Below are 22,633 nucleotides of genomic sequence, written 5' to 3'. Positions count from 1 at the left end.
GCATCAAAGGATATTGAAAATGACAAATACACCAGACATGACGGCAATTCTCAAAGACGTAATGGGTTCTTTCCCAGTTGACACCAAAGGCATGGAAGCATCGTTCAAAACAACAGCTTCTTTGAACGAAAAGCTGTCCGGCGTTGCCCTGACAGCGGTTGAGAAGTCCACCGAGATTTCTTCCAAGTGGACCAAAGAGACTCTGACAAAGCTGGCAGACATGTCCAAAGCCAAGCAAGAGCCTGCAGATTACGCAAAAGCAATGAGCGATTTCGCTTCTGCTTCTGCCGAAACAGCAGCCGAGCACATGGCCGCTTTCGCTGAAATCGCGAAAAAAGTTCAGATGGACACAGTTGAGTTGATGATGGCCGCTGGCAAAGACATCTCCGACGACGCGACATCCGTGATGTCCAAAGCAACTACCGACGTGCAGAACGGTGCGAAAAAAGCGACATCTAAGTAAATCGATCTAAACTGTACTCTACCTCCCTCAGGGTGCAGGACTAGGGCGGGCTCTTTGAGCTCGCCCTTTCTTTTTGTTTCAGGCGCGTCTAAGCTGCATTGCAGCAAGAACGTCAGAGAGGACTTTCACGTGGCGGACAGCGGTAAACCCCTTCTTATCAAACGGTACGCCAGTCGGCGTCTCTACAACACTGAGACCAGTGATTATGTCACGCTCGAAGACATCGCAGGGTTCATTCGCGACGGTCGTGAGGTGCAGATCATTGATCTGAAATCTGGCGACGATCTGACACGACAATATTTGCTACAGATCATTGCAGAGCACGAAAGCCGTGGCGAAAGCGTGTTGCCTGTTGATGTGCTCAACGATCTGGTGCGCAGCTACATGACAGGTGGCGTTAGCGTAGTGCCCGAGTTCCTCAAGACGTCTTTTGATATGCTGCGGGATGGCCAAACGCGCGCGATGGATAACATCAGCTCTCTGAACCCGATGGCCAAAATGCCCGGTTTTGAAGTGATGCAAGCGCAGCAAAAAGCGCTGATGAAAGCCATGACGGGCGGTATCGGTGGATCCGGCTGGGCAGGCGGGACAACACCCCAGCCCGGCAACGACGCGCCTCCAGAGCCTGAAAAGGGCGAAGATCTGGACGCGATCAAAAAGCAGCTCGCGGAATTGCAGGAAAAACTGTCAAAGTTGAAATAACGGGTAGGGGCCTCACAAGGCCCCTTCTTTACGCCAACAGTGTGTTTTTTTAGACGCCGAAGCGATCGCGCAGCGCGTACCAACTCATCGCAAGAGCCAAAAGCGGTGTCCGCATCGCAGCGCCGCCGGGAAATGCTGAGGTCGGGATTGCCGCCATTGTGTCAAATCCATCACCGTCACCGCAAATTGCCTGCGCCATCAGCTGCCCTGCATGCGTCGCCGTGCCCAATCCGTGCCCCGAATACCCCGACGCCGACAGAATATTTGGTGCGACCCGCGCAAAATAGGGCAAACGCTTGAGAGTGATGGCCAAAGTGCCGCCCCATGCATAGTCGATTTTTACATCCCGCAGCTGTGGAAATATCTCTGTCATAGGTTTGCGAACTTTGGCGGCGATGTCGTTTGGAAAGCGGTAGCCATAGCTTTCGCCGCCGCCAAACAGCAGTCGGCCATCGTGACTGAGGCGAAAGTAATTCACCACAAATCGACTGTCAGCGACGGCCACATCACGCGGCAAGACATCAGCCACACGCGCGCCCAAAGGTTCGGTCGCTGCGATGAAATTATTGATCGGCATCACCCGCCCAGCAACCTTGCGGTTAAGCCCACCCAAATAGCCGTTGCACGCCAACACGACATGATCTGCGACCACATGGCCGCTATCTGTGCGCACTGTCGCGGGTGTGCCTTCGTCGATATTATGCACGGGTGAGCGTTCATGAATACGCACGCCCGCTGCAGCGCAGGCCCGCGCCAGACCCAATGCAAAGTTCAACGGATGCAAGTGCGCGGCACCTTTATCCAGTACGCCACCGCGATAATCGGGTGACGGGCACACATCCTGCAATGCATCGTGATCAAGTATTTCGATCTGATCATAGCTGTAGCGTTGCTGCAGGTGTTCGGCATAGCTGTGCAGATCGCGCACGTCACTATCTGTTGATCCGGTCCACGCAACGCCGGGTTTCAGGTGGCAATCGATCTCGTGCTCGGCAATCAGCCGTTTGACGAGCGCCTTGGCCTCTTCGCCCATTTTCCACAGCTTGGCCGCGTGATCCGCGCCCAACATCCGCTCCAGCGAGTCTTGTTCTACACGCTGGCCGCTACCGAGTTGCCCGCCATTGCGCCCCGAGGCACCAAAGCCAACGCGCTGGGCGTCCAAAAGCACCACGTCACGCCCCGCTTGCGCCAAATGCAATGCCGTGGACAGGCCCGTATATCCGCCTCCGATGACGCAAACATCTGCCTTTTGCGCACCTTTTAGGGGGGCAAATTTCTCAAGCGGTGTCGCAGTCGCAGCGTACCAGCTTTTTGGGTACTGGCCCGCGCGGTCATTGGAATAAAGAAGGTTCACGTGGCTTACACGTTCATCAAAAGATGCTCGCGCTCCCACGGCGAGATTACGTGCAAGAACTCTTCATATTCCGCCGCCTTCACGATGGAATAAACCCGCGCAAATTCAGGGCCCAACACTTCGTTCAAAGCGGTCGCGTTGACAAACAGTTCCAGCGCTTCGCCCATGACACGAGGGATGTCACCTTCGCCGTGATAGGCATCGCCTTTGAATTCCGGTTTGGGTTGTTTTTGGGCCATCAGCCCCAAATAACCACACGCAAGGCTTGCCGCGATGCCCAGATATGGGTTGCAATCCATCCCAGCCAAACGGTTTTCCACGCGCCGCGCCTCGGGCCCAGACAGGGGCACACGAATGCCCGTTGTGCGGTTGTCGCGCGCCCATTCAAGGTTGATTGGGGCGGCGTGATCTTTGACATACCGGCGGTAGCTGTTGACGTAAGGTGCAATGACCGCAAGTGCGGAAGGCATATGATCCTGAAGGCCAGCGATGAAGTGATAGAACGCGTCCGTCTCTTCGCCTTGCGGGCCAGAGAAGATATTCGCGCCTGTCTCAGCGTCCAAAACCGAATGGTGGATGTGCATCGCACTACCGGGCTCGGACGCAATCGGCTTGGCCATGAACGTCGCATAGCACTCATGCCGCATCGCAGCTTCGCGGATCAGGCGTTTGAAATAAAACACTTCATCCGCCAATTTTACCGGATCGCCGTGCAACAGATTGATCTCCAATTGGCCAGCACCGCCTTCTTGGGTGATGCCATCAATCTCAAAACCTTGGGCCTCAGCAAAATCATAGATGTCGTCGATTACCGGGCCAAATTCGTCCACCGCCGTCATCGAATAAGACTGCCGGGCCGCTGCTGGACGGCCAGAGCGCCCCATCATTGGCTTGATTTCTTGGGCCGGGTCGAGATTGCGCGCGACCAAAAAGAACTCCATCTCGGGGGCCACAACCGGCTCCCACCCTTCGGCACGGTAAAGCTCAACCACACGCTTGAGCACATTGCGCGGCGAGTAGGGCACCGGATTACCATCGCGATCGTACGCGTCGTGAATAACCTGCAAGGTCCAGTCGCCCGTCCAAGGGGCCGCCGTCGCCGTCGACATATCAGGGCGCAGGATCATGTCTTTTTCGATAAAGCCGTCTTCGCCCGCGGCCTCACCCCATTCACCTGTGATCGTCTGGTAAAAGATGCTGTCGGGCAGGTGGAAGTAATCTTGCCGTGCGAATTTCGTCGCCGGAACCGCCTTGCCGCGGGCAATGCCGGGGATGTCAGGGATGATGCATTCGACCTCGTCGAGCCGGCGGTCCATCAGGTATTCGCGCGCCGCAGCGGGCAGGTCGTCTTTCCAATCGGCCATCAGGCCCTCTCTTTCCTCTTGAAGAATGCGCCCATATCCCGCCCGATCTGTTCATTATCGAGGCTGAGGGGCAGGTTGGTTTTTGCGGTGGCAAGCTGATCATCAGGAACAACGCCTTTGCCACGACCGGTAATCAGACCATCAATGAAATCTGCGCCAAACTCCGGATGCGGCTGCAGTGTCAGAATTCGGTCACCGTATGTCAGCGCTGCATTGGCGCAAAACGCTGATGATCCGATGACTTGGGCATCCTCAGGCAGGCGCGTCACCTGATCTTGATGCCAGGCATTTAGGGCAAGGGACTTGCCATCAATGTCGTATTCGACACGGCCAACGGACCAGCCCCCATCGAATTTCTCAACTTTACCGCCAAGCGCTTGCGCGATGATCTGGTGGCCAAAACAGACACCAATCATCGGCCGCCCATCCGCATAGACATCGCGAACAAATTGCTCCAGCGGCGCAATCCATGGGTGATCTTCATAGGCCCCGTGTTTGGAGCCCGAGATAAACCAGCCATCGGCTTGACCCACATCATCTGGGAAATCGCCATCAACAACGGACCAAGTTTGATAGTCGAAATCATGCCCCTGCAGCAGGTTTGTATAAAGCGACGTGTAATCGCCAATGCTGCGGCCCAGCTCTTCGGGTACGTGGCCCGCCTGAAGTATTCCGATTTTCATAAACTACACCGTGTCCAAATAGATTTCGACCTGCTCTGCGGGGGTGAGTTCGTGCATGTAATGCAGCTCTTGCCGTTTTGTCAGAACAAAATTGCGCACCATCTCAGGCGCAAAAATCCGCGCGATATCAGCGTCTTTTTCAAACGTATCAATCGCGGTTTTCCAGTCACCCGGGATCTGCGGCAGGTCTGCGGCATAGGCGTTTCCGGTGATTGGGGCAGGCGGCTCAACCGCGTCTTCGATGCCGTTGATTGCGGCCCCCAGCACGGCAGAAAGCATCAGATACGGGTTCACGTCGCCGCCCGATACGCGGTGCTCTATCCGGCGCGCTTTGTGACTGCCCGAAGGGATGCGAATAGCTGACGTGCGGTTCTCGTAGGCCCATGAAACACCAGTTGGCGCGTGGGCACCGGGCACCATCCGGTCAAAGCTGTTGGCGTGCGGCGCAAAGATCAACGCTGATCCGGGCATCGCCGAGAGGCAGCCTGCAACCGCATGGCGCATCACATCGGTGCCTTCTTCGCCGCCATTGTCAAAGACATTGTCACCGTTTTCATCCAGCACCGAGAAATGTGTGTGCAGGCCCGAGCCCGAGTAATCCTCGTAAGGTTTGGCCATAAAGCTCGCGGCAAACCCGTGACGCCGCGCCAGCCCCTTGACCAGCATCTTGAAAAGCCATGCATCATCCGCCGCGCGCAGTGCGTCGTCGCAATGCATCAGGTTAATCTCAAACTGGCCCAGACCGGCTTCGGAAATGGCGGTGTCGGCCGGAATATCCATCTCTTCGCAGGCGTCATAAAGATCGGTAAAGAATTCATCGAACTGGTCCAGCGCCCGGATCGACAGCGTTTCCGCCGCCTTGCGCCGTTTGCCAGAACGCGGCGAGACGGGCACTTGCAGCTTGCGACCGGAATCGTCGATCAAAAAGAACTCGAGCTCGACTGCACAAACAGGCGTTAGCCCGCGCGCCTTGAAACGGTCCAACACAGCCCGCAGCGCATGGCGCGGATCACCAGCATAGGGGCGTCCATCATCATGGAACATCCAGATCGGCAAAAGTGCCGTAGGCGCATCCAGCCAAGGCATCGGCATAAAACCACGTTCTGTGGGGCGCAAAACACCGTCGCGGTCACCTGAATCGAATACCAGCGGGCTGTCTTCGATATCTTCACCCCAGATGTCGAGGTTCAGCACTGACATTGGAAAGCGCGTTCCGTCTTCAACGATTTTGTCAGCAAAACGTGTCGGGATCCGCTTGCCGCGCGCTTGACCGTTTAGATCAGCGGCCGCGACGCGAATGGTGCGGACCTGAGGATGTTTACGTAGCCAATTCTGCATAGGTCACCTGAGCGGTGGGCTGGCAGAGGGCCGGGGGACAAAGCGTGCCCCAGATCGCCATGGCCAGCGCCACGGAAAAATTTGATCAAATCACAAATACTACCTGATCAGATTGGGACGCAAGCGAATTTTACGCCGCCGGTCTGCGGGGAGGTGTCGGCTCAACCGTCGGTTAATCAGCCCGAAAATGCCAATCACGATGACGGTCAGCAAAATGAAATACCCAGCCAAGATCGGGTAGGGGATAAAGGGGTTAAACGTCTTGTCGGCAAAATAGCTGGCGTAATAAAGCGCATCGCCGCGCTGTTGCCATGCCGGAAAGCCGGAAAAGAACACCAGCGTTGTGGCATGAAACAAAAAGATCGACTCGTTGGTATAAGCGGGCCATGCAAGGCGCAGCATCGTGGGCCAGATCACCCGTTTGAACCGGGGCCAGCCTGTCAGACCGTAGGCATCTGCGGCCTCCACATCGCCTTTTGGGATAGATTGGAGCGCGCCATAGAAGATTTCGGCGGCATAAGCAGATGTATTGCAAAACAGGACAATCAATGCGCCCAGCCATGCAGCTGTGAATGGATCAAAGAATGCAAATTGCGATTTTAGCGACAGAAACAGGAAATACCCAAAGAAGAATTGGATAAACAGCGGCGAGCCTCGGAAGACAAAGATGAACCATTCTGCAGGCTTGCGGATAATCCGACGCGGACTGGCTTTGGCCACACCAAGGGCCGTGGCAAAAAAGAAACCGAACATCAAAGCAACCACGCCAAAATAGATGTTCCAGATCATGCCGGACCCAATCAGCGTGAATTGTTCGCATAGAGTAAAGTTATCTTTCGGGAGCAGCCGCTCGCCGTACCCCACCGAGCGCAGCCCGTAGTCTTGAATGGTTTGGAGGCAGCTCATGCCGCTTTCCTTTGTGCTTCGCCGCCGGTTGTGGCCTGACCGCGGGTCAAACGCCGCATCAAGCGGTCTAAAACAATCTCAGAAAAGCGAGTGAAGATGAGGTAAAACACCAGCAGCGCCAGAAAATACCACATGCGCCAATCGGGGTGTGGATAGTCGGTGAACCGGGGCGTTTTGGTGCCACCCAATTCACGCGCCCAATACACAATATCTTCGATGCCCAGCAAGAAAAGCAGGGGCGTGGCCTTGATCAGCACCATCCACAAATTACCAAGGCCGGGCAGTGCGTAGACCCACATCTGTGGCACCAAGACGCGGCGGAAAATCTGGCGCGGGTTCATGCCGTAGGCTTCGGCGGTCTCAAGCTGCGCATGGGGCACAGCGCGCATTGCTCCAAACAGAACATTTGCTGCGAAAGCCCCGAAAACAATGGAGAAAGTCAGAACCGCGATCGCAAATCCATAGGTCTCGTGGACCCATTGTGGGTCTGTGCCCAATGGCATCTTGGCAACCTGACAGACGACAAAATCGCTCCCTTGCCGAATGGGTTGATCCCAGTCTGGGCATTTCACCTTATGGCGCAGGTATTCGATACCCTGATCCAGGGCGATCACAAAAAACAGAAAAAACGCAATGTCGGGCACGCCGCGCACCAGCGCGATATAAGTCTTGCCCAACCAGCGCAGAGGAGCAAATTGCGACCGAGCCGCAGACGCTCCCGCAAAGCCAAAACCCAAAGCGACAGGGGCCGTAATGGCCAACAGCAACAACACCAACGGCACCGCCCAGTAGAACGCCATGTGCTTGCCCGTTGTCAGGTAGCAGCTGAGCCAAGTCAGGCCCTCAAGTTGAGAAGGATCGGCGCAGTAGCTAAAAATGGCGGCGCTCGTTTATGGGGGTGAATGCAGTTGGTTTAGAAATCTGGGGAGAGGGCAGGCCCCTCCCCAGAGGTATTTAGATCAAAAAGTTGCCGAACCCGGCAGGTGCTTTTCAATCAACACGTTGAGCGTGCCGTCAGCCTTCATTGACTGAATGGCGGCGTTGAATTTCTCACGCAGCTCTGCATCGCTTTCGCGAACGCCAAGGCCAATACCGCCGCCCAAAAGGACATCGTCGCCTACAAGGTTCAGATCGCCATCGGCTTCGGCGATTGGCTCGAGATAGGCGCGATCCGCCAGAACCGCATCAGCTTCGCCATTCTTAACAGCCGCGACGGTTTCTTCGGGCGTGGCGAACTCAACGAGTGTAGCCCCTTCCATGGACGCAATCTGGCTGGCCTGAATTGTACCTGCTTGCGCTGCGATAACGCCTGTCGTCAGATCTGCGTCCGCAGACAGCGCCAGGAACGAAGAAGGATCAGGTTGGGTGTATGGGTCAGAGAAATCAATGACTTGGTCGCGCTCATCGGTGATCGACATACCTGCCATGATGACGTCGTAGTTGCCGGAAACGAGGTTGGGGATAATGCTATCCCATTCGTTGGTGACCCACTCGCAAGTCAGTTCGGCGCGGGCGCACAGCTCATCGCCCAGCTCGCGTTCAAAGCCGTCAACTTCGCCCGCGTCGTTGAGGAAGTTATAGGGAGGGTATGCGCCCTCTGTTCCCATGCGGATGGTTTTAGCGTGGCCGTCGGCGAAAGCCATACCGGCTGTCAGCGCGAGAGCGGCTGTCGTCAAAATTAGCTTCTTCATATCATGGTCTCCGAGTTCTTGGTTTTTGATTTACGCGGCGTGGGTTGCAGAGAGAAACCCGCGCAGTCGTTCCGATTTGGGTGCGCCAAACAGCGTTTCTGGCGGCCCTTGTTCTTCGATAAGACCTTGATGCAGGAACACAACGTGATCCGAAACATCTGCGGCCAATTTCATATCGTGGGTTACGATCATCATGGTGCGTCCCTCGGCCGCGAGGTTTTTGATCACCTTGACCACTTCTTGTTCTAATTCAGGGTCGAGTGCCGATGTGGGTTCGTCAAACAACAGCGCCTGCGGCTCCATGCACAGCGCGCGCGCGATCGCAGCACGTTGTTGTTGCCCGCCGGACAATTGTGCCGGATAGACGTCGCATTTATCGCCAATACCCACCTTGTCGAGATATCCGCGCGCGGCGTCTTCTACTTCGGCGCGGGGACGGCCCAACACGGTTACCGGGGCTTCCATCACGTTTTGTAGAATCGACATATGAGCCCAGAGATTGAATTGCTGAAAAACCATCGACAGGTTTGTGCGAATGCGCAGCACCTGTTTTGCATCCGCGGGGCGGCGATTGTGGCCTGCACCCTTCCAACTCACCGGTTCGCCATCGAACAGCAGCTCGCCTTGCTGGCTGTCTTCTAACAGGTTGCAGCATCGCAGCAGAGTCGATTTTCCAGAACCCGATGAACCGATCAGCGAAATCACATGCCCGCGTGGGGCCTTAACGCTGACGCCCTTGAGGACCTCCAACGCGCCATAAGCTTTGTGCAGGTCGCGGATCTCAATAACGGGTGGGTTGTTTGACACTGGCAAGGCTCATCAAATGATACGCAAAGTATACAACTTGAATTGACAGCGATTAGCAACGCTGAACTCAGCCAAAAAAAGTGCCGTTACGTCAGCTTTCTATACGGCGGCGCGCTTGTGCGCTGTCGATGTCGGTCACACCCAAAAGGTTCGCAACAAGCCGCAACACGGCGTCTTCTTCGTTAGCACGTTGCCCATCAGCCAAAACAACGCTCCACATCGCCTCAATCACGCCAAGACGCGCATCATATGGTATGGCATCTTTGACAGCGCGGGTGAAACGGACGGTATCAGGGGCCTCAGCCTCAAGCACCTCAGCATCCGCGCGCAAGGCGTCCCGCTCAGCACCAGATAGACCGTAGCGTGCGGTGATAATGTCATCGATGCGCTGCTTTTCGTTGGCGCTGTAGTCATTATCGGCACGCGCGATTCGCACCAACAACGCGGTCAGCGCTAGACGTGCGTCGGTATCGGCGAGGGGGGCGGGAGCAGGCTCTGTTAGCCGCTTAAGGAAATCTGCAAACATGAAATGCTATATAGTCCTGTTTATGAAAGTCACAAACCCGATTTACGGCTGAGCGCCTTTTGCCGTGCGCAGGTGATGTCAGCTTCGCTCAAGCCTAGGGCTGTTTCAATTGCAAAAAGCTGCGTTTCCTCCGCATCGTCACGCTTACCGTCAGCCAAAGCCACGGACCACATGGCATCCGCCAAGGCTTTGCGGTGGGCATAATCGATCTCGTCGCGCAAAATCACGGCAAATTCTGGTGTGCCGGGCGCGTGTCGTTCCAGTGCTTCGCAAGTGGCGCGTAGTTTTGCAGCCTCCAGAGGCTTCAGGTCGAAAGTTGCCGCTAGGATACGATCAATCTGCGCCACTTCTGAAACGACATATTCTCGGTTCGCCAACGCCACGCGTACCAAGAGCGCGCCAAGTGCGAGCTGCGCATTTGGCTGGGGTAGGGGTTTCGGGTCCGGGGTGCGGCGGGGGAATAGACGCTCTAACATAACATCCCCTCTAGCTTAGATCAGGGATTTTTCCAAAGCGTAAAGTGTCTATTGCGATGCCTTGCGGGTCAGAATTTGTCACAACAAAGCCCGCAATGTCCGCAATTCCCGGATTTCGTGCAAATCCGACCTCGAATTCGCCTGTGGGTGAAATGGGTACCACACCAATAACGCTGCCATCGCGGCGCAGAAATTGAACATGGGCAGTGCCTGCTTCGCCGCCGCGCAAATCAAAGGCAAACGCGGATTGGTCGCGGTCAAACAAGACGGCAATCGCGCCTTCGCCTTGGCCTTCGCGCTTTGGATAACCTGCCGCGCCATACCCGTTGAGCAATGCGTTGCCATAAAAGTGGACCACCGACAGATTTTGCCCATCGGCCCCTGGCAACAAGATAAGCGGACCAAATGCGGCACCCGTCACAGTGTCATGATCGCCCTTAGGGCTAAGCTGTTGACCTGCGAAATGTTCTCCAAATTGCGCGCCGGGCAGGGCAAGCACATCATCCACCAAGCGGCCTGGCCCTGACCCGCTGGGCGTGTCGTCAAAAGTGATGATTTCGGGCAGGGCAAATTCTTGGGGGTTCACAAGACAAACCGATGCGCCACAGGCCAACACAGCCTGCGGCATTAGCATCAAGGCGAGTGCGCGCAAAAAGATCATGCACACAGCATAACACAGAAGTTACGAATCGTAGCCTTCGATAATAATCAAGCTGCCTTCCGCAGCAATTTGCCTGATTTCCTTTGCCGTCTGGTAGCTCGCACTCTCATAGCAGGCCACCGCGTCAGCGTAGCTGGGGAATTCGATCACAACAGTTCGGGCGTTCATCTGGCCTTCGCGCACCTGTTGTGTCCCTGCACGCACCAAAAACTTTGCGCCAAATTCAGCAAAGGGTTTGGCATTGGCTGCGCGGTATTTATCGTAGACCTGCGCGTCGCGCACATCCACATTTGCGATCCAGTAACCTTTAGGCATTCCGGGGTCTCCCTTGGCGGTAAAGCGTTCTTACAAAGCGTGGCGTTTAAAAAACGCGCCGATCCTTTTTGCCTCAACGTCCAGACCGTAGGGTGGATTCACCACAAAAAGGCCCGATCCTACCATCCCGTGCCCGGGACGCGCGGGGGCAAAGCGGACCTCATGGTGCAACGCCTCGAGTTTGCTGTCTAGCAAGGAACGCAGCATCGGCTCGTGCGCGCCATTCGTCAGGATTGGATACCACAACGCTATAATGCCGACGTTCCATGCCCGGTGCAGCCGCGTGATGTGGCGCGGCATATCTGCATAATCAGTCTTAATTTCATAACTGGGATCAATCAGCATCAGCCCACGCCGTGGCGTTGGCGGGCAGACGGCATAGGCCATATCAAACCCATCCCGGCGGTAGCATTTCGCGTCATAGGGCGACATTGCCAGATCAAGGGCGGCGTGCTCTTGGGGGTGCAACTCGGCCAAATGCAAGGTGTCGCTGGGGCGCAAAAGCTGCGCGGCAATGCTGGGTGATCCGGGGTATGCCTCTGGTCCATAGGTTTCGCGGGTTTGGGCCAACACCTCAGCATAAGGGTGATCAGCGTCAAACCAGCCGTTTGCCCGCTTGATGCCCTGTGCGGCCTCACCGGTCTTGACGGCTGCATCATCCATCAAATCATAGATCGCGCGGCCCGAATGCGTCTCAAGATAGCTGAGCGGTTTATCTTTGCGCGTCAGATAGGCCAGCATCCACGCAAGCAGGCTGTGTTTGTGAACATCCGCGAGGTTTCCGGCGTGGTAGCTGTGCTGGTAGCTGAGCATCGGGTTCCTCGTTTGGGTCAGATCCAACGGGCGCAGCGGTGCTGCGACACGATTTTTTATGTTCGGCCCCTGTGGCCAAACGACCGCTTAGACCAGTCGGGACATTTCCTTGGCTGCACGCACAAAATCCTTGAAAAGGGGATGCGGGGCAAATGGCTTGGATTTAAGCTCGGGGTGGAACTGTACGCCAATAAACCAAGGGTGATCGGACCATTCCACGATCTCTGGCAACTTGCCATCTGGTGACATGCCTGAAAACACCAAACCGGCCTTTTCGAGCTGTGTGCGGTAGGCGATATCGACCTCGTAACGGTGGCGGTGGCGTTCGTCTATTGAGGTGGAGCCGTAGATCTCTGCGACCCTCGATCCTTCTTTGAGCGTCGCGTCATACGCGCCTAGACGCATGGTGCCGCCTTTGTCGTCCTCGACCTTGCGCTCAACTTTGTGGTTGCCCTGCACCCATTCCTTGAGGTGGTAAACAACTGGTTCAAAGCGCTTTTTCCCCGCTTCATGATCAAATTCTTCTGAGCCTGCGGTGGTCAGGCCTGCAACATTACGTGCCGCTTCGATGACCGCCATTTGCATGCCCAGGCAAATGCCCAAGTAAGGCACCTTGTGTTCGCGGGCGTATTGCGCAGCTTTGATTTTGCCTTCTGTACCGCGCTCGCCAAAGCCACCAGGGACGAGGATCGCATGGAACCCAGCAAGGTGGGGGGCAGGATCAGGGGATTTGTCGAAAATCTCTGCGTCGACCCACTCAACTTTAACTTTGACGCGGTTGGCCATCCCACCATGGGTCAGGGCCTCTGCAATGGATTTATAGGCGTCTTCGAGTTGGGTGTATTTGCCAACAATGGCAACTTTTACGAGGCCTTCGGGGTTATGTACCCGGTCCGATACGTCGCGCCAAACCGACAGATCTGGTTTAGGGGCCGGTGAGATTTGAAAGGCGTCCAGAACCGCCTGATCCAACCCTTGGGCGTGATAGGCGAGCGGTGCATCGTAAATGGTTTCCAGATCGTAAGCCGCCACAACAGATTCTTTGCGGACGTTACAAAAGAGCGCAATCTTTTCGCGTTCTTTTTCCGGGATCGGATGCTCAGACCGGCACACCAAAATATCAGGCGCGATGCCAATACTTTGCAGCTCTTTTACGGAGTGTTGGGTGGGTTTTGTCTTTAGCTCGCCACTGGCCGCGAGATAGGGCAGGAGCGTCAGGTGCATGAAGATGCATTGGCCGCGTGGCTTGTCATGGGCAAACTGGCGGATCGCTTCAAAGAACGGTAAACCTTCGATGTCGCCGACCGTGCCGCCAATTTCGCACAGCATGAAATCAACTTCGTCATCGCCGATACCAATGAAATCTTTGATCTCGTTGGTGACATGCGGGATCACCTGAATGGTCTTGCCGAGGTAATCGCCGCGGCGTTCTTTTTCCAGCACGGTGGAATAAACCCGACCCGAAGAGATGGAATCGGTCTTGCGCGCGGCAACGCCAGTGAATCGCTCGTAATGGCCCAGATCAAGATCCGTTTCAGCGCCGTCGTCTGTCACAAAGACTTCGCCATGCTCAAAGGGGCTCATCGTGCCGGGATCAACGTTGAGGTAGGGATCAAGCTTGCGGAGTCGCACCGAAAAGCCACGTGCTTGTAAAAGCGCCCCAAGGGCCGCCGAAGCCAGTCCCTTGCCAAGCGAAGAAACCACACCACCGGTGATGAAAATATAGCGTGCCATGTGCGCGATTGCTCCCGTGAACTGTCTTTTTGAGGGTCGTTAGACCGCCCAGATGTGCTGTGAAAAACTACAGCACCACGGGACTAACGGGTAACAGGATTCGTGTAGGTAAGGCAAGGCCGTACCGCAACATGATGTTGCGGCAATCGGCAAAACCTCAAGGTATTGGTGTTGCGGAATTAATCCGCTGTCGGGACGAGTGGCGCGTTGTCGCCTTGGGCGGGGGGCAGAAGATTGTCCCCGTCAGGTGCCGCTGGTGCCGTGATCTCATTTTGAGCAGGCGGCGTATCACTCAGTCGATCAAGGACTGAGCTTCCTGCAGATTTCTGAGCAGCAATGATGGTTAGCGACATCGACGTTACGATAAACGCTGCGGCCAGGACCCAAGTCACTTTGCCCATCGCTGTTGCCGGTGCCCGGCCAGATGCAGCACCACCGCCACCCATACCCAAGCCGCCCCCTTCCGAGCGTTGAAGCAAAACTGCACCGATCAGCGCGATTGCGAGGAAGATGTGGATGATCAGAACGACGTTTTCCATGGGTACCGTGCTTTGTTTATGCGCTGCGTGTTTGGGGTATCTAGGCAAGTTCGTCGTTGGGGGCAAGGGCTCTGCGGCAGGCAATCGATGCCGTGTCACTTAACGGCCAAACAGAGGTAGACAAGCAGCACGTTGCGACGCAGGATAATGCCATGCCCCATGATAGCCATGACCACGATCACCCCCATACGTTGTTGCCACCTGATCCCGCCCTGCGGATCAAGGCTTTGGAGACGATTCTAACTCAAAAGGGTCTGGTTGATCCTGCCGCCCTTGATGTGATCATCGACACCTACGAGACCAAAATCGGGCCACGTAACGGTGCCGCCGTTGTCGCCAAGGCATGGGTTGATCCAGATTTCCATGCTCATCTGTTGAGTGACGCTACCGCAGCCGTGTCCAACTTGGGGTTTTACGGACGTCAGGGCGAACACATGGTCGCGGTGGAAAACACACCTACCACGCATAATATTGTCGTTTGCACTCTGTGCAGTTGCTATCCATGGCCACTTTTGGGCATTCCGCCGACATGGTACAAATCGGATGCATACCGCGCCCGCGTTGTGCGTGAGCCGCGCAAAGTACTGGCAGATTTCGGCGTAGCATTGGGCCCTGATATGGCGGTACGTGTTTGGGATTCGACCGCAGAGGTGCGATATCTGGTGATCCCGATGCGCCCCACTGGCACAGACGGTTGGAGCGAAGAGGCGCTGGCCGACATTGTGACCCGCGACAGTATGATCGGCACTGGTGTGGTAAACGCACAATGAGCCGCGTCCACGACATGGGCGGTCGGTTTGGCGATGGCCCCGTAATTCCCGAAGCCGAGGGCGAGGTGTTTCACGAGGACTGGCACAAGCGTGCCTTGGCTCTGACACTGGCGTCTGGATCACTGGGCAAATGGAACATCGATATCTCGCGTCATGCCCGCGAATGCCTTGCCCCTACAGATTATGCTGCTTTTTCTTATTACGAAAAATGGATGGCCGGATTGGCCGATCTGCTGGTGGCCCGAGACGTATTGACCCGCGAGGAACTGTCGGGTGGTGCTGTTGGCGCAACCGATCTGGCAGAGAAAATGCTGACCTCCGCAAAGGTTCCGGCTGTTCTGGCCGCTGGCGGCCCATCAGATCGGCCAACCACAACGCCTGCGCAATTTGCGCCCGGTGACGCAGTGATCACCCGTGCCATTGCCGAAAATACGTTGGTTGATGGTGGGCATACGCGCCTGCCGATGTACGGTGCAGGCGCACGCGGTCGCATTCTGCGCGTGCACGGCAACCATGTATTGCCCGACAGCAGTGCTCACGGTCTTGGCGATGGTGCAGAGCCGCTTTATGCTGTGGTTTTTGAAGCATCTGAGCTGTGGGCGCACCCTGAACACCCCCGCGATGAGGTCGTTCTGGACTTGTGGCAAAGCTATTTGTTGCCGCAATGAGCACACCCGAACCCGTCTTTGAAGCACCCTGGCACGCGCAGGTTTTTGCACTGACGGTGCACCTGAACGAGGCCGGTCATTTTGACTGGAGCACGTGGGCCACGCGCTTTGGGGCGACGCTTGCGCAGAACGGTCTGACAAAAGAGCTTAATGGTGGGGACGACTATTTCACGGCTTGGCTCGAAACGCTTGAAGCTTTTCTTGCAGACGCAAATATTGCGACGCCGCAAGCCGTTGAGCAATTCCGCAGTGCATGGGAACGCGCCTATTTACGCACGCCGCACGGCGCGCCCGTTCATTTAGGCGACTGATACACAGCAGGCTCAGCGTCGGGAATAAAGCCCTGCTTTTTGCAAAAACCGTTTGAGCGCGCCTTTTTTAGGCAAACGAGGCGCTTTGAGCTTTGAGGTGCCGGCCAACCTGTTGAATTCATGCACGTCAATCACGCGCTCCGCGCAGCCACATCCTTCGCCCAGCCCAACTTTGGTATAGTAGAACTTGGTAAAATCTTGTTCGGTTCGGGCAGGTTTACGCATCTAAATCATCCACATCTGCTTGTCCTGAAACGGCGCGCCGTACGATGCTCCAGCTGAGCCCAATGCCCAGAACGAAACTCAGCGCCGTCAAACCCAACCATACATTAAAGTTGGAGTTATCGAGCCTGAGCACACCAAAATCATACAACACCCAAAGGCCTGCCGACACCAATGCCAGCACCAAGAGCATCCCCAGCCCACCGATGCTGCGAAGCGTGGCGCGCAGGTAAACGATGTAGCCGATCAACAGCAACAACCCCAAAAGCAATGCCAGAGATATGTTCATGTCGCCATAGTCGCGGACCCATTTGACGTAGTTGAATTCCGTCGGATTGAACGTCGCAGCCAGCAGTAAAAAGGCGCAAAGCCAACGCAGGATAAAGCCCATATGTTTTGTCCTTTTCCGTTGATCCCAAATATCTCCGTCGAACGCGGGAAAGTCCATGGAGTGCCAAAATTGAATTTATTACCTCGAGGCACAGGTGTTTCTGACGTTTCAAAGTCCGTCTAGCCCATTTCATGGTTTCGTCCGGGTTCAGCCGGGGCTATACGGTGCCGGGTTTGATTTGAGAAAGGGCAGTCATGGCTAATGTTGTTGTCGTAGGCGCACAGTGGGGCGACGAAGGAAAAGGCAAAATTGTCGATTGGCTGTCTGAACGGGCGGATGTCATTGCCCGTTTTCAAGGCGGACATAACGCGGGCCACACGCTTGTCATTGATGGCGAGGTGTTCAAATTATCCTTGTTGCCATCTGGCATCGTGCGCGGTGGCAAGCTTTCGGTGATCGGCAACGGCGTTGTCCTGGACCCATGGCATTTGCAAGAAGAGATCGCAGGTTTGCGTGGGCAAGGTGTTGAAATCACGCCTGAAACGCTGATGATTGCTGAAAACACTCCGTTGATCCTACCTATTCATGGCGAACTGGACCGTGCCCGTGAGGCACAAAATTCCGTCGCCAAAATTGGCACGACAGGGCGTGGCATCGGGCCCGCATACGAAGACAAAGTTGGGCGGCGTTCCATCCGAGTTGCCGATTTGGCCGATGACGCAACGCTTGAGCTACGTGTGGATCGCGCCTTGGTGCACCATGATGCTCTGCGCCGGGGTCTGGGGCTTGAGCCTATCGACCGCGAAAAACTGTTGGCTGATCTACGTGCGATTGCGCCGTCAGTGCTGGAATATGCAGCCCCGGTTTGGAAAGTCCTCAACGAAAAGCGCCGCGCGGGCAAACGGATCTTGTTTGAAGGCGCTCAAGGCGCGCTCTTGGACATCGATTTCGGCACCTATCCCTTTGTGACCTCGTCTAACGTGATTGCAGGTCAGGCAGCGACCGGTACGGGCATTGGCCCTGGTTCCATCGATTTTGTGCTCGGCATCGTAAAAGCCTATACCACCCGCGTGGGCGAAGGGCCGTTTCCAGCAGAGCTTGACGATGCGGATGGCCAGCGTCTTGGCGAGCGGGGCCATGAATTTGGTACTGTAACCGGGCGCAAGCGACGCTGCGGTTGGTTTGATGCCGTTCTTGTACGTCAGACCTGTGCGACCAGCGGCGTCAATGGGATCGCTTTTACCAAACTCGACGTGCTCGACGGTTTTGAGACGCTCAAGATTTGCGTGGGCTACGAGCTTGACGGGAAAGCGCTTGATTATCTGCCGACAGCTGCAGATCAGCAAGCGCGGTGCACGCCCGTTTATGAGGAAATGCCCGGCTGGAGCCAATCTACCGAAGGCGCACGCAGTTGGGCGGAACTCCCGGCGGAAGCAATCAAATATGTGCGCCGTGTCGAAGAGCTGATCGGTTGCCCCGTTGCTTTGCTGAGCACGTCGCCCGAACGCGAAGATACTATTTTGGTGACCGATCCGTTTGCGGATTGACCTGAGCAAGCTGGGCACCACGTAAGGCGCAAAGGAGGGACGCATCATGGCACTAAGTTACAAGGCGCGTCGGCGCTGGGCATTGGTCGTTCTGTTGGTGGGGTTGCCGCTTTATATCCTTGCAGCAGTGGTTTTGGTGTCACTGTTTCAGCGCCAGTCGTTTCTGGTCGAGTTGTTGATATATGTGGGGCTCGGTGTGGTCTGGGCAATCCCATTACGCTTTGTTTTCAAAGGTGTGGGTCAAGCTGATCCAGATGCGGAACAAAGCGACTAACTCTTGCCAAACCGGTGTTCACAGGAAAAAAAAGGCGACCCCATTTCTGAGGTCGCCTTTTGTTTTTCCGAAACGGCAGATCCTTAGCCAGCAGCGCGGGCGTCAGGCTTAAAGCCGATCTGTTCAGAGACCTTAAACCGGCCCCCTTTGATCTTTTCAATTTTACCGTCACGCAGCAGTTTGCCGAATGAACGCAGCCCGTCTTCGCGGCTGAAATCTTCGCGCTCGACTTGACGGACCTTTGTCATCAGTTGTGGCCGCGAGAATTGTGGGCGCCCTTCAACAAAGGACATGTAAGCGGCTGCCGCTTCCAACAAATCCGGCAGCTTGGTTGCGCCCATCTCTGAGGCGAAATCGGCAAAGCTGCCATCATCAACAACTGTGGATGTCTCCGTCATTGCGGCCACGCGGCGGGGACGTACGGGGCCGGCATCGCTAGGTGCACCTATGTCAATGCGTTGTTCTGCCACCAATTTCAAAGGCGCTGGGCGTGCGTCACTGGGGCGGGCTTTGCGGCCGTCAGGGTTGCTGACCGGACGACGTGGCCGCACAACAGACGCAAGGTCTTCGCGGTAGGCTTCATTCTCATCTGCACCATCGTCTGCGCCTGATCCGGCAACATCATCTGCTTTCTTGGCTGCAACAGCAGCGCGCAAATGGGCAAAGGCATCGCGGCGCGTGGCGCTCTCTGGCTCGTCCATCTGGCTGTCAGTTTCAGCCATAAGGCGCGAAAGGTCGGCGTCTTGGTCGCCATCGATCTCCGGCAGAGCAGGGCGCACGTGGCGCGCCGTTGCGGCCGCATCGTCCTCGGTCATCTCGGGCAAATCGTCCAAGCCGAGCCCTGTGTCCGTGCCGCCATCCTCGTCGTCGCTGAGTGTGTGACCAGAGCCATCCAGCTCTGCTTCAAGCTCTGCCAGCTCGCGAGAGAGCTCTTGCTCGTCCTGGTCGCTGAGGCTTGAATTTGCGGCAGCCATATCGCCATCGTCTTCGTATTCTTCCAGCTCACCGCGTTGAATGGCGGCTTCAAGCTCGGCGCGTTTGATTTTGAGAACGCGTGCTTGAGGGGCCGTCGCGTCGGCGTCAATCACGTCTTCGGCTTCAAAGATGTTATCCTGTGGGTCCGCGTCATCGCTATTGTTTGCGGCCATCAAGGCAGAGATATCATCTTCGGCCTCATCCGCATCATCCGCATCATCCGCGCCGATAGCGCCCAAAATCTCGTCTTCTTGGGCATCAGCCTCAGCACCGCGGTCAAGACGTTTGAGAATTGCATCGATGTCGTCTTCTTCGCTGTCGACATCCATATCCTCGGCGGTGTCTTGCGCCGGGTCATCCTCAACTTCTACTGCTTCATTTGCATCGTCTGCATCAAGCGCATCTTCGATGTCGCGCAGGGTTTCGGCCATCACACCATCAGGTGCGGCTTCAAACTCAGCATCCAGCGTCGCGGCAACATCATCTTCATCAAAGTCGGTAATCGGTTGATCCAAAGCCACAAAATCGTTTTCAGCATGTTCGTCTTCGGTATAGTCGGGCTCCTCGTCCGTATCACGGTGCTGGGAAACAACGGCACGGATACGCTTGAGTTTGTCGGCAATAGTATCGCCAACGGCACCTTGCGGCTCCGCAACTTCCATGTCTTCAGCAATTGCGTCTTGAGGGGCGGGGCTATCAGCAAAGAACGCTTCAACATCTGTGTCAGGCAGGCTGGGCACGATGTCGATTTCTGCAACATCGATGTCAGCACCTGCTTCAACAGTCTCGATGGTTTCGACGGCGACCGCATCAACAGCGACCTCAGCAGTGAACGTCTCTACTTCTTCTACCACAACGGTGGCTTCTTCTTCTTCATGCGTATCGGCATCAAGCAGCGCGCCAAGCGTGGCGTGATCCACTGCGTCCTCTGCCTCTTCGACAGGTGCCACATCGGCGACCACGTCAGGTGCTTGGGCAACCACAGGCTCCACGGATGGAACTGCGACGGTTTCAGCGGCGACTTCGTTTGAAGTGTCATCCGCGGCTACATCCGTTTCGGCAACAGCAGCGGTGGCCGCAACCGCAGGCAATACGTGTTGCGGGGCTGGCGCCTTCGCTTTGGTCTCTTCATGCGCACTCAGGACGATCTTGCCCTCATGCTCGCGGGCTTCAACCCGGCGAGAGACCTCTTTTTGAGCGATCCGTGCCAACATCTCTGCATCAGGCTGCGGCGGCTCAGCGCCAAAATACCGATCATCGGAGGCGAGATCGCGAAAATACTCCGCAATGGCTTTCATCGTCCCAAAGGAATCGTCGAAACCTTCCAGGGTGCACGAAAAGGTGCCATAGGAGACTGTAAGAATCTTATTGTTATTCATCATCGGATGCTCGTCCTCTGCGCTTTTGCAGTCAACGGTTTACCATGGGCCGCAAGTCGAAAGCGGTCCGAATTTGTGCCTCTGGGCGTATCATTTCGTGGCGACATTGTGATCTGTTTCTAATAAAGGCATTAAACACGGATGTTTCAAAGTATTGTTCACGAATTTGGTCCAATCACGCTGGTCGGAGGCGGATCTGCCAGTGTGGAAGACCTCACACACGCGCTCAGCATGGCACCAACTTGCGTCGCAGTCGATGGTGGATTGGTTCTAGCGCTCGAGGCGGGCGTTATGCCTGCGGCTGTTATCGGCGATATGGACAGTGCCCCAGATGATGCAATCGCGCAGATCCCGAGCGATAGATTTCACAAAATCCCTGAACAAAACTCAACCGATTTTGACAAAGCTCTAAGAAGTGTGACCACACCTTTGGTTGTGGCGGTCGGTTTCACAGGGCTGCGCATTGATCACCAACTGGCCAGTTTTCACACATTGCTTGTCCGGCAGGATCAGCCTTGTATTCTGCTTGGTGAGAATGAAATCGTAATGCTGGCTCCACGCCATATTACCCTCCCAACGCAGGCGGGTGATGTGATCTCTCTGTTTCCATTACTGCCAGTTACAGGGCGCAGTTCGGGGCTTGAATGGCCGATTGATGGGTTGGCCTTTGATCCTGCAAAAACCAGCGGGACGTCAAACCGCGCTACCGGAGAGGTTGCGTTGTGGATGGACGCACCGGGTATGTTGCTGATCGCGCCACGTTCGCTACTGGCGGCCGCTGTACAGGCGTTGTCCTTGAGTGCTTCGCAAGCATCGCGGTGGCCCGTTCGCGCATGACCACATAAATGCCGGCGGCCATTGTGATCGCAATGCCCAACGACGCCATGGTGTTAGGCAGGTCCTGAAAGATCACGAAACCCAAAAGCGTGGCAAAAGGGATCTCAAGATATTGCATTGGTGCTAGCGTGGCGGATGGCGCAAAGCGCAGTGACCATGTCATCAGCAGATGGGCCAACGTCCCCAATACCCCAATGGCCAGCAGCAGGCCCCAGTCAAAACTCTGAATGCGCGCTATGTTCTGCACAGTGATGTCAAACGATGCGCCAATCCACAGGATCGGCAACATCATCGCGATGGCCATTGCCCCGCTAACTGCCTGTAGGCCGATTGGGTCGGTTTCTTTTGCAATCTGACGGGTAATCAGCATGAAGAAAGACAAATTAACCGCGACGAATACAGGCAACAGGGCCGGCCAGCCAACTTCGGAAAAGCTTGGCTGGACAACCAAGAGCGTCCCAATAAACCCGACGGTACAGGCGGCAAGACGGCGGATGCCAACCTCCTCGGACAACACATATTTTCCGAGCAGCAGCATGATGAACGGCATGACAAAGACGATCGCCACTGCATCCGCGAGCGGCAAGTACCGCAAGGCCGTGAACATCGCCGCGATCCCGACGATATGAAGCACCGTGCGCAAGAGCGTCAGTCGAAGCACGCGCCCCCGCATCCGCCATTTTCGGCCACTGACATAAATAATCGGAATGAGAATCAGCACCTGAACCGCAAATCGGATGAAAACCACTTCGCCCAAGGGGACAGATTGCCCCAATAGCTTTGCCACAGCGTCCCCGACAGGCGCGAGGATGCAAAAACCGAGCATTAAAAGGATGCCAAGGATCGGGCGGTCAGTGTTCATTACAGAAAAGCTAGGATGCGCCGAGAATAAATGCAAGCGTAGGTTGCGCGAGTGCTGCCTTCGCAACCTACGCACCTTTTGCGTG

At 55.9% G+C, this 22,633-nt stretch carries 26 protein-coding genes and 1 pseudogene; 8 read left to right on the top strand and 19 right to left on the bottom strand.

Features of this window, described 5'->3' with window-relative positions; all coding sequences use genetic code 11:
- Window positions 1-19 precede the first annotated feature (19 nt).
- Both C1J03_RS16265 and phaR read left to right on the top strand, forming a co-directional pair.
- Complete coding sequence (locus C1J03_RS16265) at window positions 20-463, top strand: phasin family protein (protein WP_114887546.1); 444 nt, start codon at window positions 20-22, stop codon at window positions 461-463.
- A gap of 129 nt (window positions 464-592) precedes the next feature.
- Complete coding sequence (phaR, locus tag C1J03_RS16260; protein WP_114889042.1) at window positions 593-1,165, top strand: polyhydroxyalkanoate synthesis repressor PhaR; 573 nt, start codon at window positions 593-595, stop codon at window positions 1,163-1,165.
- A 49-nt stretch (window positions 1,166-1,214) separates the two neighbouring features.
- On the opposite strand, the gene C1J03_RS16255 is transcribed toward phaR, so the two are convergent.
- The 15 genes from C1J03_RS16255 to secG form a co-directional block, all read right to left on the bottom strand.
- Entirely contained in the window at window positions 1,215-2,519 is a 1,305-nt protein-coding gene (locus tag C1J03_RS16255; RefSeq protein WP_114889041.1) for an NAD(P)/FAD-dependent oxidoreductase, read from the bottom strand.
- A 5-nt stretch (window positions 2,520-2,524) separates the two neighbouring features.
- Window positions 2,525-3,883, bottom strand: coding sequence for a glutamine synthetase family protein (locus C1J03_RS16250; RefSeq protein ID WP_114887545.1), 1,359 nt, complete (start codon window positions 3,881-3,883; stop codon window positions 2,525-2,527).
- Window positions 3,883-4,566, bottom strand: coding sequence for a type 1 glutamine amidotransferase (locus C1J03_RS16245; RefSeq protein WP_114887544.1), 684 nt, complete (start codon window positions 4,564-4,566; stop codon window positions 3,883-3,885). Before C1J03_RS16245 ends, C1J03_RS16250 begins: the two co-directional genes overlap by 1 nt.
- Window positions 4,567-4,569: 3 nt before the next feature.
- Window positions 4,570-5,904, bottom strand: a complete 1,335-nt coding sequence (locus C1J03_RS16240) for a glutamine synthetase family protein (RefSeq protein ID WP_114887543.1) — start codon at window positions 5,902-5,904, stop codon at window positions 4,570-4,572.
- A gap of 99 nt (window positions 5,905-6,003) precedes the next feature.
- Window positions 6,004-6,810: an ABC transporter permease gene (locus C1J03_RS16235; RefSeq protein WP_114887542.1), complete on the bottom strand. Its 807-nt coding sequence runs from the start codon at window positions 6,808-6,810 to the stop codon at window positions 6,004-6,006.
- On the bottom strand, window positions 6,807-7,688 hold the full coding sequence (locus C1J03_RS16230) for an ABC transporter permease (RefSeq protein WP_114887541.1): 882 nt from the start codon (window positions 7,686-7,688) through the stop codon (window positions 6,807-6,809). Before C1J03_RS16230 ends, C1J03_RS16235 begins: the two co-directional genes overlap by 4 nt.
- A gap of 81 nt (window positions 7,689-7,769) precedes the next feature.
- On the bottom strand, window positions 7,770-8,501 hold the full coding sequence (locus tag C1J03_RS16225; protein ID WP_114887540.1) for a transporter substrate-binding domain-containing protein: 732 nt from the start codon (window positions 8,499-8,501) through the stop codon (window positions 7,770-7,772).
- A gap of 30 nt (window positions 8,502-8,531) precedes the next feature.
- Complete coding sequence (locus C1J03_RS16220; protein WP_114887539.1) at window positions 8,532-9,308, bottom strand: ABC transporter ATP-binding protein; 777 nt, start codon at window positions 9,306-9,308, stop codon at window positions 8,532-8,534.
- Between the two features lie 91 nt (window positions 9,309-9,399).
- On the bottom strand, window positions 9,400-9,834 hold the full coding sequence (locus C1J03_RS16215; RefSeq protein ID WP_114887538.1) for a TerB family tellurite resistance protein: 435 nt from the start codon (window positions 9,832-9,834) through the stop codon (window positions 9,400-9,402).
- Window positions 9,835-9,863: 29 nt separating this feature from the next.
- Window positions 9,864-10,310: a TerB family tellurite resistance protein gene (locus C1J03_RS16210; RefSeq protein ID WP_114887537.1), complete on the bottom strand. Its 447-nt coding sequence runs from the start codon at window positions 10,308-10,310 to the stop codon at window positions 9,864-9,866.
- A gap of 10 nt (window positions 10,311-10,320) precedes the next feature.
- Window positions 10,321-10,971, bottom strand: coding sequence for a hypothetical protein (locus C1J03_RS16205; protein WP_114887536.1), 651 nt, complete (start codon window positions 10,969-10,971; stop codon window positions 10,321-10,323).
- Between the two features lie 21 nt (window positions 10,972-10,992).
- Window positions 10,993-11,286 carry a DUF1330 domain-containing protein gene (locus tag C1J03_RS16200; protein ID WP_114887535.1) on the bottom strand — a complete coding sequence of 98 codons (294 nt, stop codon included), beginning with the start codon at window positions 11,284-11,286 and terminating at the stop codon, window positions 10,993-10,995.
- Between the two features lie 30 nt (window positions 11,287-11,316).
- The gene (gene rlmJ, locus C1J03_RS16195; protein ID WP_114887534.1) at window positions 11,317-12,099 is read right to left on the bottom strand and encodes a 23S rRNA (adenine(2030)-N(6))-methyltransferase RlmJ; all 783 of its coding nucleotides are present in this window, start codon (window positions 12,097-12,099) and stop codon (window positions 11,317-11,319) included.
- Between the two features lie 87 nt (window positions 12,100-12,186).
- On the bottom strand, window positions 12,187-13,833 hold the full coding sequence (locus C1J03_RS16190) for a CTP synthase (protein ID WP_114887533.1): 1,647 nt from the start codon (window positions 13,831-13,833) through the stop codon (window positions 12,187-12,189).
- Between the two features lie 179 nt (window positions 13,834-14,012).
- On the bottom strand, window positions 14,013-14,372 hold the full coding sequence (gene secG / locus C1J03_RS16185) for a preprotein translocase subunit SecG (protein WP_114887532.1): 360 nt from the start codon (window positions 14,370-14,372) through the stop codon (window positions 14,013-14,015).
- Between the two features lie 152 nt (window positions 14,373-14,524).
- On the opposite strand from secG, the gene nthA reads away from it, so the two are divergent.
- From nthA to C1J03_RS16170, 3 genes are read left to right on the top strand one after another with little or no spacing between them, the layout of a single operon-like run.
- Window positions 14,525-15,142, top strand: a complete 618-nt coding sequence (nthA, locus tag C1J03_RS16180) for a nitrile hydratase subunit alpha (protein WP_114889040.1) — start codon at window positions 14,525-14,527, stop codon at window positions 15,140-15,142.
- A complete protein-coding gene (gene nthB / locus C1J03_RS16175; RefSeq protein WP_114887531.1) occupies window positions 15,139-15,810 on the top strand; it encodes a nitrile hydratase subunit beta in 672 nt (223 codons plus the stop codon). The genes nthA and nthB overlap by 4 nt, the downstream gene beginning before the upstream one ends.
- Window positions 15,807-16,121, top strand: a complete 315-nt coding sequence (locus C1J03_RS16170; RefSeq protein ID WP_114887530.1) for a nitrile hydratase accessory protein — start codon at window positions 15,807-15,809, stop codon at window positions 16,119-16,121. Before nthB ends, C1J03_RS16170 begins: the two co-directional genes overlap by 4 nt.
- Before the next feature lie 12 nt (window positions 16,122-16,133).
- Here C1J03_RS16170 and C1J03_RS16165 read toward each other — a convergent pair whose 3' ends face one another.
- Together C1J03_RS16165 and C1J03_RS16160 are read right to left on the bottom strand one after the other, a co-directional pair.
- Entirely contained in the window at window positions 16,134-16,346 is a 213-nt protein-coding gene (locus tag C1J03_RS16165; protein ID WP_114887529.1) for a hypothetical protein, read from the bottom strand.
- Window positions 16,339-16,734, bottom strand: a complete 396-nt coding sequence (locus C1J03_RS16160) for a DUF6524 family protein (protein ID WP_114887528.1) — start codon at window positions 16,732-16,734, stop codon at window positions 16,339-16,341. Before C1J03_RS16160 ends, C1J03_RS16165 begins: the two co-directional genes overlap by 8 nt.
- Window positions 16,735-16,928: 194 nt before the next feature.
- Here C1J03_RS16160 and C1J03_RS16155 point away from each other — a divergent pair, with 194 nt between their 5' ends.
- Together C1J03_RS16155 and C1J03_RS16150 are read left to right on the top strand one after the other, a co-directional pair.
- Complete coding sequence (locus tag C1J03_RS16155) at window positions 16,929-18,221, top strand: adenylosuccinate synthase (RefSeq protein ID WP_114887527.1); 1,293 nt, start codon at window positions 16,929-16,931, stop codon at window positions 18,219-18,221.
- A gap of 46 nt (window positions 18,222-18,267) precedes the next feature.
- A complete protein-coding gene (locus C1J03_RS16150) occupies window positions 18,268-18,495 on the top strand; it encodes a DUF2842 domain-containing protein (protein ID WP_114887526.1) in 228 nt (75 codons plus the stop codon).
- Between the two features lie 83 nt (window positions 18,496-18,578).
- On the opposite strand, the gene C1J03_RS16145 is transcribed toward C1J03_RS16150, so the two are convergent.
- Window positions 18,579-20,852 carry a hypothetical protein gene (locus C1J03_RS16145; protein ID WP_114887525.1) on the bottom strand — a complete coding sequence of 758 codons (2,274 nt, stop codon included), beginning with the start codon at window positions 20,850-20,852 and terminating at the stop codon, window positions 18,579-18,581.
- A gap of 138 nt (window positions 20,853-20,990) precedes the next feature.
- On the opposite strand from C1J03_RS16145, the pseudogene C1J03_RS16140 reads away from it, so the two are divergent.
- A pseudogene (locus C1J03_RS16140) lies at window positions 20,991-21,509 on the top strand (thiamine diphosphokinase); the annotation flags it as partial.
- A gap of 43 nt (window positions 21,510-21,552) precedes the next feature.
- On the opposite strand, the gene C1J03_RS16135 reads toward C1J03_RS16140, so the two are convergent.
- Window positions 21,553-22,548: a DMT family transporter gene (locus C1J03_RS16135; RefSeq protein WP_254694073.1), complete on the bottom strand. Its 996-nt coding sequence runs from the start codon at window positions 22,546-22,548 to the stop codon at window positions 21,553-21,555.
- Between the last annotated feature and the right edge of the window lie 85 nt (window positions 22,549-22,633).

The sequence above is a fragment of the Sulfitobacter sp. SK012 genome (assembly GCF_003352085.1).
Classification (GTDB): Bacteria; Pseudomonadota; Alphaproteobacteria; order Rhodobacterales; family Rhodobacteraceae; genus Sulfitobacter.
Note: the sequence above shows the minus strand (reverse complement) of the source record. Positions and strands in the feature narration are given on the sequence as shown.